We start from the raw sequence: 1855 nt of genomic DNA, 5'->3' as shown, positions 1-1855 counted from the left end.
GTCTCGCCATAGTAGTCATTCTGGTTCATCTCCTTATGCGGGTTAGGTTCCCACACACAAACCATTAGACACTCTCACCCATAGGGGAACGTAATGTCCGCAGAAAACCCTGGCGGGAAGCCGCAGCAATATAGCACTAACACAGGCGCCGGAAATGCTGCCCCTGATACAACATTGCTAACAAAAGGTCACGACAGTAATAGCGGTCAGGGCAACAGTGAAAAGAAGGGAGTGCTCGATAAATTCCTTTCCGGAGTGGAATTTCTGGGCAATAAACTCCCCGAACCTTTTACGCTCTTTTTAATCCTCTTTCTCCTTACCGGTGTGGCTTCTTCCATCATGGCCTACCTTGATGTTTCCGTAGAAGTTCCCGGATCAGAAGAAACTTTGAAGGTCAAGGGGCTTTTCACCGGTGAAGGAATCACCTGGCTGACTACAAACCTCGGTGCAAACTACATTGGCTTTCCTCCGCTGGTTACTGTACTTCCAATTCTTTTGGCAGTCGGGGTGGCAGAGCGCTCCGGCATGCTTTCTGCGGTAATCCGAAAGCTTTTCGGTTCTGCTAAAAAATGGGCGCTGCCCTATGCAGTGGGGCTCATTGGCGTTACAGCATCCATCATGGCTGACTCCGCCTTTGTGGTGGTTCCACCGCTGGCCGCAATGGTATTTAAGGTTGCGGGTCGACACCCCGTGGCGGGTCTCATAGGTGGTTTTGCGGCGGTGGGCGCCGGTTATTCCACTGCTTTGGTGCCTACCTCTTTGGATGCCCTTTTTGCAGGCATTACCAATGCCGTAATGGACACCTTACCGGGGATGGACTTTATCAGCGTGAATGCGGTATCAAACTACTTTTTCAATATCGCATCTTCCATTGTGCTGGGCATTTTGGCGGGATTTATCACCGATAAAATCATCGAGCCGCGCATGTGGCGCCAAAATGTGCCAACCGAAGAACAGGTTGATGAAAGTGAAGCGAAAGGGCGTGGTGATCGCGATTCCGAAGGGAACGAGCTCAAGGCAACATTAAGCGCCGTGGAAATGCGAGGCATGGTGGTGTCACTTATCGCCATGGCTACTTTAACCGCCGTGATTTTTGCCTCGGTCTTGCCAGAATCATCGCCCTTCCGCAACGAGGGCGGTGGCTTCTTACCAAAGTCTCCGCTTTTGGACTCGATCGTGTTTATCGTCTTCGCCTACTTTTTGGTGATGGGTGTTTCCTATGGCGTGGTGGTCGGCACCGTAAAGAGCATTAAAGACCTCGTCGACATGATGGGCGGCGCCTTAAAGGACATGATGGGCTTTCTCATTCTTGCCTTTATCTTGGGCCAATTTGTCGCCCTATTCGCGTGGTCTGGGATAGGCACCTGGACGGCAGTTAAGGGAGCAGCATTCTTAGAAAACATCGGATTGAATGGTTTCGCAGCTATTTTGGCCTTTATTATTCTCGCATCGTGCTTGAACCTATTGATTATTTCCGGTTCCGCCATGTGGACGCTCATGACAGCCGTGTTCGTTCCCATGTTTGCCCTATTAGGGTATGAGCCAGCCTTCGTGCAGGCAGCGTTCCGCGTGGGGGATTCGGCCACGCAAATCATTACGCCGTTGAATCCTTATATGATTGTTATGCTGGGTCTTTTGCAGCGATACGAGCCACAGGCTGGTCTTGGAACGCTCATGTCGCGGTTGATTCCTTATGTCATTCCGTTCTTTACCGCATGGGCTATTTTACTGGCGATTTGGTTCTATGCCGATCTGCCTCTAGGACCGGGCAACTCCATCAGAGAGTGTCTAATGGTTTGTGTGTGGGAACCTAACCCGCATAAGGAGATGAACCAGAATGACTACTATGGCGAGA

Annotated in this window: 1 protein-coding gene; it reads left to right on the top strand. The window is 50.9% G+C overall.

What is annotated here, in order from left to right:
• Positions 1-93: 93 nt before the first annotated feature.
• Positions 94-1855, top strand: a 1762-nt coding sequence (locus ABRP93_RS11560; protein WP_349888014.1) for an AbgT family transporter, incomplete at its 3' end; no start/stop codon positions are given.

Origin of the sequence: Corynebacterium sp. KPL2850, from assembly GCF_040225855.1 — a bacterium.
GTDB lineage: Bacteria > Actinomycetota > Actinomycetes > Mycobacteriales > Mycobacteriaceae > Corynebacterium.
Note: the sequence above shows the minus strand (reverse complement) of the source record. Positions and strands in the feature narration are given on the sequence as shown.